Source organism: Corynebacterium sp. HMSC070E08 (assembly GCF_001808895.1).
In the GTDB taxonomy this organism is placed as follows: domain Bacteria; phylum Actinomycetota; class Actinomycetes; order Mycobacteriales; family Mycobacteriaceae; genus Corynebacterium; species Corynebacterium hiratae.
This window is the reverse complement of the sequence record NZ_KV794800.1, coordinates 1-7,932: the sequence shown is the minus strand read 5'-3', so window position 1 is coordinate 7,932 and position 7,932 is coordinate 1. Positions and strand designations below refer to the sequence as shown.

Sequence of the window (7,932 nt, the reverse complement as noted above, 5' to 3'; positions counted from 1 at the left end):
CACCCGCCTTGGAGTGGCCGGTGAGCGTCTTTTGGGAGATGACGAACATCGGTTGATCCGCGTCGCGCCCGATGGCCGGCCACAGGATGGAGTGCAGCTCGGACTCGTTCGGGTCGTTGGCGCGGGAGATGAAGCGCTCGTCGATGCCGCCGGCGACCACGACGTCGGCCTTGCCCAGTGCACTCTTGCTGCATAACCAAGATAAAGATCCAGCCCACTCTCGACTAGGGCGAGGCGGGCTGAACGATTAAACGAAGCTTGTCACGGCGCACGACACCCCGCCAGACGGACGAACAAATGAGCAGGCAGTGAATGCGGTTGAATGGACGGTGTCAAGTTTTCGTGGCTGGGTGAATTTCCTTGCATCATTAATTGCTTGTAGAAATCGCGTACATCGTGTAGGTTCACACGCAGCACTAACAGCCCGAAAGAAGAACGAGAAAGCTAAAGGAGGCGAACCGCGATGATGACCCATAACAATCAGCCGCTAGGACGCTTCTTTAAGCAACTCTTCTAATAGGCTGACTTGACCATTTCCCGGGAAAGCGGCCCTGCTTATCCCGGACGTTGGTGCCAGCCGCGCGACCCGCGCGCACAACTCACAAGTCAGCCGCCCAAGCAGGCCCTTTCTCACGAACTGCGTTACGTAAACGCAGAGAAAGGCTCTCTTATGCGCCTGCACAACTTCGCCTCCATTGTTGAAGACAAGACGGTGGCGCAGGCACAACTCGTCGCTGACCTGCCCTTCGTCTACCCACACGTGGCGCTCATGCCTGATGCCCACTTTGGCAAGGGCTCCTCGGTCGGCACCGTCTTCGGCACGCTGCGTGCCGTCATCCCGGCGGCCGTCGGCGTGGACATCGGCTGCGGCATGATTGCCGTGCGGACCCACCTCACGCACGCGGATATCCAGGACTTCGCGCTCGAGGACCTGCGCACCGCAGTCGAAGACTCCATTCCGCTCTCGCCCGGCAATTACAACGGTTGGATCATGGACCCGCGCACCGAGGCTCGTACGCGTGAGCTCGCGCAGCTGGCCCAGGACACCGGCGTGGATCTCGGCCACTCCAAAAACTGGCGTCAGCAGCTGGGCAGCTTGGGCGGTGGCAACCACTTCATCGAGCTGTGTCTCGACGAAGAGGACCGCGTCTGGCTGTTCCTGCATTCTGGCTCGCGCGGCGTGGGCAACAAGATTGCCCAGAAACACATCAAGGCCGCGCAGCGCCACTGCGAGAAGCATTGGATCCAGCTCGCGGACAAGGACCTGGCCTACCTCGTCGAGGGCACGGAAGAGTTCGACTCCTACATTGCGGATCTCCACTGGGCACAGCACTTTGCGCTGCTCAACCGCGATGAGATGATGGACCGCTTCCTCGACTGCGTCGCCACCTGGTCCGGCGCGGATCGCGAGACCCTCGAGCTCGAGCGCATCAACTGCCACCACAACTACACCCAGCGCGAGAACCACTACGGTAAGAACGTGTGGCTCACGCGTAAGGGCGCCATCAAAGCAGACGAAGGCGACCGCGGCCTCATCCCCGGCTCGATGGGCACCGCTAGCTACGTCGTGGAAGGCAAGGGCTACCCGCCGGGCCTCAAGTCTGCGCCGCACGGCGCGGGTCGCGTCATGTCGCGCACCCAGGCCAAGGCCCGCTTCACCGAGGCGGACCTTGCCGCACGCATGGAAGGCATCGTCTACCGTCCCGGCGCCGAGTTCGTCGATGAGATTCCGGACGCCTACAAGGACATCGACTGCGTGATGGCCGATGCCGCCCAGCTCGTCGAGGTCAAGCACACCCTGCGCCAGATCCTCAACGTCAAGGGCACCTAACCTGCGCCATGATGGGACCGTCACTTTTAGTGACGGTCTCTTTTGAGCTTTCCGACGCCCCCTCCTCCTGCAGCGTCGCATCAGCACGACGCTTTGCCTTATGCAAGGAAACGAAGTGCGTGACCACTATTGATTACTGCTTATTTATCGCGAAGGGCTGGAACTGCTCGGCCGGTCGGAGGTGAAAGCTGAGTATTAAACTGCGTCGAGGCGAGTTGGCGTTCAGCATCGTCGACCAGCATGAAAACATCGTCAGCGAAGTAACCGAGAAGCCCGCCCGCACCGATGACTTTCTTACGTAGAATGCCAGCGTCGGTGAGTGAATCGAGAGAATCTCGGGCCGTGCTTGTCGATGAAATCCCCAGCTCGGACTTCACGATGGACACCGTGACCAAAGGCATAGCAGGAAGCTTCTTGAGCAGTTGGAACTCCGTCGAATTTGATTTCAATGCGCGCTTGCTTCCTTGCGCAGTGCGGTGGTGATTGACCTTGTCCATCCATTCTGCTTCTAGCGCGGCGACGCTATCCGCAAGTTCAGCTGCTTTGGTGGTGGCGACTTGTGCAGCCTCGACGAAGAAAGAGATCCATGCCAGCACGTCACCCTCGCGGAATTTCGTGAGTCCGTCGACGTAACGGTCACCGAGCGTTGCCAGAACCATACTGACGGGGAGAACCGCAGCATCGGTGAGCCCTCTGCGCTGCAAAAGCGCGTGAATCATGGCTCGTCCCACGCGCCCGTTCCCATCCGGGAATGGGTGGATGGTCTCGAACTGGGCATGAACGAGCGCTGCTTGAACGAGCGCGGCGTGGTCTGCCCCGTTGAAGTATTCAATGAGATCGTCGAGGAGTCTTGGGACTTCTACAGGAGGCGGGGGAACAAAAGCCGCACCGATGGGGTGATAGTCAGACCCGCCAATCCAGTTTTGAGTAGTACGTACTCCTTGTAAAGGCTTTTCTGCAACGAGTGCAGTCTGCATTGCAACAATGTCATCCAGGACCAGCTCGTCTTTGTAAGCCAAGTCTGCATTGATGGTGTCGAGGATGGCGACATTGCGGGCGACAGCTGTTGCGGATTCTTTGAAACCCCGAATTCCGGAATCTGATTCACGCGCGAGGATCGCCATGGCTACTTTGTCGGAGTTGGGAGCGATTCCCTCGATCCGGGAGGAAGCGACGGCCTCAGAACGGAGCAGGAGTCGCGCAACTCCTTCAAGCGAGTGGGTATTGTCTCTCATCCCAAGATTGTGAATCTCCCGCTCGATGCGAACGATACGTCGCGAGAGCTCGGACGGAAGCTTCAACGACATACCTGCGAGGGGATCGGGAACAAAAGCATAATACTTCCCGCCTTGCTTGGCGCGTCGAGAAAGACCGCTGCCATCAGCAGGGATCCATTCCAATTCGACTGTCTTTGCCACAGCTGACTCCTCTCATGCGCTTGGGGCATTGGGGATAAGGTTTATCTCGGTAGATTGATGTCCTAGTTTACCGGGATAGCTGTTATCCCGGTGGACTGCGAGCACAAAAGATTAACGGAGCTCCAGTAACCGGTAAGATGCTTCAATGTTGTGCAGACGAGGCAGAAGCCGGATATAACCTCGAAGTCTTGCGTAAGCGGGGACGATTGATTGCTAAAGAATATTCTTCTTTGCGGTCGGCACGAGAACTGGAACAGGAGAGTTCCGAGAAGCTGAAGTGATGCTGATATGAAGGCAGCGGAATTTGAGGCCGGAGAGACGAAGCCGGCATTACACCAAGTGAGCCTTGTTATGATTATCGAAGGTTTGTCTGTGGCGGCCCCTTGATCGTGGTCTTGCCCGGTTGAGCTGTAGATTTTCGTGAATTGATAAAGGGAATAGAGGCGTCACAATGGCAAAGTTGAACCTGCGCGCGGTCGAAGAACGAACGTCGAAACTAGGCGGCCGTGCCGAATACGATCGCGAGTTCTTGTTCGATTTGCTTGAAGCCTATGGCCGCGCCAAATCCTCAATTACGCGACTGAGGTCGGGAAACCTCGATGTGGCGCAGGATCCTTCGCGAGAAGTAGCGCAGAAGAACGTTGTTTACTTCCATGAATCAGAGTCGGGACAGGCTTTCGATGATTTTGTTCGGTTGTCGACTGCGGCTCACGTCATACCTCGATGCGCAAGGTCGCAGAAGAACTCGGGATCAATCGCTCGACTTTGGGATACTGGTACAAGCAATTCGGCACCAACGTGCCTAAGGATGATGATGCATCGTCACCCGTAGAAAAGCTTGCTGATGCGGAAAGAATTCGCCAGTTAGAACGCGAAAACAAAAGGCTTCGTGAAGAGCGCGATATTCTGCGCAAGGCCGCGAAGTATTTTGCGGAAGAGACGACCTAGTGATCCGCTTCCAGTTCGCCTGTGACAATCTCGCCGACTACTCGGTCAAGCGGATGTGCACAGTCCTGGGCCTAAATCGGTCTTCGTACTACAAATGGAAGAAATCGGCTCCGCGGCGCCGTGCGCGCCTTGTAGATGACGCTGTGATGGCCGCGGAGATCCAGGCCATTTTCGATGCTGAAAACGGCGTGTGGGGCGCTCGTCGCATCACTGCCGAACTCAACGATCCCACACGTCGCGACGGTGCTACAACCCCTGCCAAGCGGATCAATCGCAAAAAGGTGGCCCGCTTGATGCGGGCCAGAACCTGTTCGGATTTCAGAAGAAGCGCAGGGTCAAGACCACTGTGCGCGACAAAGGCCGGCGCGTGTTCGCAGACTTGGTGAACCGTGACTTCACCGCCTGCGCTGCAAATCGTGTGCTTGTCGGCGATATTACGTATCTGCCGATCGCAGACGGAACGAACATGTACTTAGCAACAGCTATTGATTGTTTCTCCCGCAAACTTATCGGCTTTGCTATCGCAGATCACATGCGCACCGAACTGGTAGAAGAAGCCCTCGAAAACGCTTCCCACCTGCGAGGAGGTCTAGACGGTGCGATTTTCCACTCAGATCACGGAAGCGTGTACACCTCATCGCAGTTCCAGGCAACATGCAGGCGCTTGGGCGTTACCCAGTCGATGGGCGCGGTGGGAACCAGCGCGGATAATTCGCTCGCTGAGTCGTTCAGCGCGGCTTTAAAACGGGAGGTCCTCAAAGATACAAAGACCTTCGCCAATCAACTTATCTGCCGCAGAGACGTATTCCGGTGGTGCGTGCGCTACAACACGTGCCGTCGGCACACATGGTGCGGATACCAAACCCCCGATGAGTTCGAGTCCCAAGCCGCTTAAGGCCTGATAGGCTTACACCTACATTTTGTTCACCCCACGGTGTCTACTTTCCGGGGGTCGGGCTCCTTGAAACCGTCGCTCACCAGTCGCCCAGAGTTCTCTTTCTGGAAGTCCTGGATTTTGATTAGGTCTGGGAGCATTACGGTGTTTCAATCATTCCAACTGGACGGGGAGATGAGGTATATGTCGTCGAAAGTTATTTGGCTTAATCGTTCTATGGGGTAATCCTTATTTTAAGAGCATTACAGTGCAGAGTGGAACTATCAGGATTGAACTTCGTCGAGTTGAGATAGCAATGGTATTCCGCGAACCGCTGAGGTTAGCGTCATCATGGTGGCAATGAGCGCGAATGTTGAAATGAGTCCGAGTGTTGTTGAAGCTCCCCAGTGCTCAAATCCAAAGCCAGCGAGAAATGCTCCGAATGGCATGAGAAATATTCCAGGAATGGTAGAAGCTGTGGTTACTGCGCCCATTCGGTAGTCAGGGGTAATGGCGGCAGTAAAAGCCCCAATTGCAGTATTAAAAGACGCTAGGGGTAGACCCGCGATAAACAAAGCAATGATGGTGGCGACCGTATTGCTATGTAGTGTGGTAAGCACAATAAGGCTTATTGTGAAGGTAAGTAAAGCTATAGTGCCAAGTTTTCCTAGTGGTACAACCTCTGCTAGCTTGCTGGCCAAAAAAGAACCTACGATGACACCGGATCCAAAAGATGCTGAAATCAAACCGATAATGAATGCAGATTCTCCTGTAGCGCGGTATGAAAAAATCAGTACCAAGATAAAAGCTGACATTGGAATGTTGGCAACGGCTGCCACGAGAGTGATTGCGCGCAGCCCTGTGTGGCTAAATACAAAACGGAACCCATCAGTCGAGGACTTTAGAACAGAAACATTTGTGTCGTGTTCTTCGGGTAGCTGATTTGTTGACGCTGAATTAGGCTTTCGAGGAACGAGAGCGCAGGCGATGGCATGGAATGCTCCCTGGACAAAAAGAGCTAAGTGGGGGTTTAAACCGTAAAGAAGTCCGGCGCTCGGTCCGCCGAAAACTTCCGCAGTGGATTCACGTCCATGCGCGATAGCATTTGCTGTACCTAGATCGCTTGTAGGGACCATCTGCTTGATGAGACTTTGTTCGCTTGGTGCGTCGAATGCAGAGAGCGCGGAAGCGAGAACGATGCATAAAACTATGGGGAGTAACGGAAGATCACTAAAGGAGAGCATGAGAGCAATGCTGATCCAAATGATCGTTTGAGCGAGAGTAACTAGTTTTAGCACTACTGAGGGATGAAACTTATCTGTTAATGCACCGGCAAACAGGCTCAAAAGAATAAGCGAACCTGTTCCAAAAGCTGATACTGATCCTGCCAGTGTGGCGTTTTTGCTTATGTCAAAAATCAATAGTGGAACTATTACTGAAGCCATTGCATAACCAGTTTGGTTGAACGCCATTGTTCCGACTAAGCGGCGATAGCCAGGAATACTCATTAAGGTGGCCATTTCTTAGTCCTTTCATGAAGGCTAATGTTGGCAAGACGAGGGGAAATCAATGGAATATTGATTTGAATAGTCTGCAAGGTTTTGATGTAGAACTTTGCCCATAGATAAGTTGGTTCTTGAGACTAAGAACCTTAAGGCTTCGAGTGAAGCCAATGCACTGGCTATTGACACGATAGGTGCTATCGCAGCGTTAATTCCAAGAGGGGTTTCCTCGTAGAGTCCAGAAATATTATTCTGTTGCAGCCGTTGTTTTTCACTTTCTCGAAGGCATCGGTAGCACCCTGTCGTTCCGGGGACAAAAGTCGCGCAAACCGCCATCGGCCCGGCGTAGCTGCAGTCAATCCAGGGCTTTTTGGTGGCTATTGCGGCTTCTGATACCCAATATGCCGATTCGGGTGGGTTGTCGATTGCTCTTATAGCTAGATCTGCTTCCTTGAAAATGGGAATTAATTCCTCTACTCCTTCAATTTTTCGCTCGATCGTACGTACTGAGCAATCGCTATTTAACTCTCTAATCCTATTTTTGAGTTCATCAGTCTTTAATTTGCCGATAGATTTTTCCGAATAAGCAATTTGTCGATTCAGGTTGGACAACTCGACAGTGTCAAAATCAACGAGAGTTATTTTTCCTATTCCACTTGCGGCCATCTGTAACGCGATGCTAGATCCAATGCCTCCGGCCCCTAAAATACAAATGCTCGACGAGCAGATAATTTCTTGAGGAGCCCATCGATCAAATTTCCCAAATCCGCCTAGCCATGAGTAGAGCGCAGTACTGCGAGAAAAACGAGTCTGTTGTTCTGGGGTTAAGTTGGGTTGAGAAATGGCCTCAATGTGTCCTAGCTGGATTAGCTTCTCGAGCAGAGTATGTGCATTAAAGGGAGAAATTCCCGTTTGCTTAGCGATCTGTTCGGTAGCTTCTTGCTGATTTAGGGTGCCGTTTAAAATTTTATTCAATTTTTGGAGATGGTGGTCTGGATCCTGGACATAGTGCCCGATTCCTGCCGTGTTTGATCCAACAACTGACCTGCCATCCCCTAGAGGCCTAACTTCATGGGCGGTCCGGAATGATATCAAGGACATTGTTCTCCTTAAAGTAAAAAAGGGGGCCCGAATGTATTCAGGTCCCCGTGGTTGTCTGATGTTTTATGCCTGTCCAACGCGGTGGGCTTCCATCAGATTCTGGGTGGAAATCACTTCAAAATCGAATGACATTGGCCTCCTCCTTTCATGAGTGAAGTTACAGAAAGGGTAGCAGTGAGCCAAGGCACAGTCAATGAAAAATATAATTTAATTCTCTAAGGGGTGTGAGGTTGCCCGCAAATCGTGGACACGTAGTGG

Annotated in this window: 4 protein-coding genes and 1 pseudogene; 2 read left to right on the top strand and 3 right to left on the bottom strand. The window is 53.3% G+C overall.

Annotation, left to right across the window (positions count from 1 at the left end; genetic code table 11):
* Window positions 1–670 precede the first annotated feature (670 nt).
* Window positions 671–1,831, top strand: a complete 1,161-nt coding sequence (locus HMPREF2526_RS12735; RefSeq protein WP_070547451.1) for an RtcB family protein — start codon at window positions 671–673, stop codon at window positions 1,829–1,831.
* A 140-nt stretch (window positions 1,832–1,971) separates the two neighbouring features.
* Here HMPREF2526_RS12735 and HMPREF2526_RS13440 read toward each other — a convergent pair whose 3' ends face one another.
* The gene (locus tag HMPREF2526_RS13440; RefSeq protein WP_070547450.1) at window positions 1,972–3,249 is read right to left on the bottom strand and encodes a Fic family protein; all 1,278 of its coding nucleotides are present in this window, start codon (window positions 3,247–3,249) and stop codon (window positions 1,972–1,974) included.
* A gap of 720 nt (window positions 3,250–3,969) precedes the next feature.
* On the opposite strand from HMPREF2526_RS13440, the pseudogene HMPREF2526_RS13710 reads away from it, so the two are divergent.
* Window positions 3,970–5,092: pseudogene (locus HMPREF2526_RS13710) on the top strand (IS3 family transposase); the annotation flags it as partial.
* 263 nt (window positions 5,093–5,355) lie between these two features.
* On the opposite strand, the gene HMPREF2526_RS13105 reads toward HMPREF2526_RS13710, so the two are convergent.
* Both HMPREF2526_RS13105 and HMPREF2526_RS13100 read right to left on the bottom strand, forming a co-directional pair.
* Window positions 5,356–6,591: an MFS transporter gene (locus HMPREF2526_RS13105; RefSeq protein WP_080975087.1), complete on the bottom strand. Its 1,236-nt coding sequence runs from the start codon at window positions 6,589–6,591 to the stop codon at window positions 5,356–5,358.
* Between the two features lie 21 nt (window positions 6,592–6,612).
* A complete protein-coding gene (locus HMPREF2526_RS13100) occupies window positions 6,613–7,674 on the bottom strand; it encodes a HesA/MoeB/ThiF family protein (protein WP_080975088.1) in 1,062 nt (353 codons plus the stop codon).
* Window positions 7,675–7,932 lie beyond the last annotated feature (258 nt).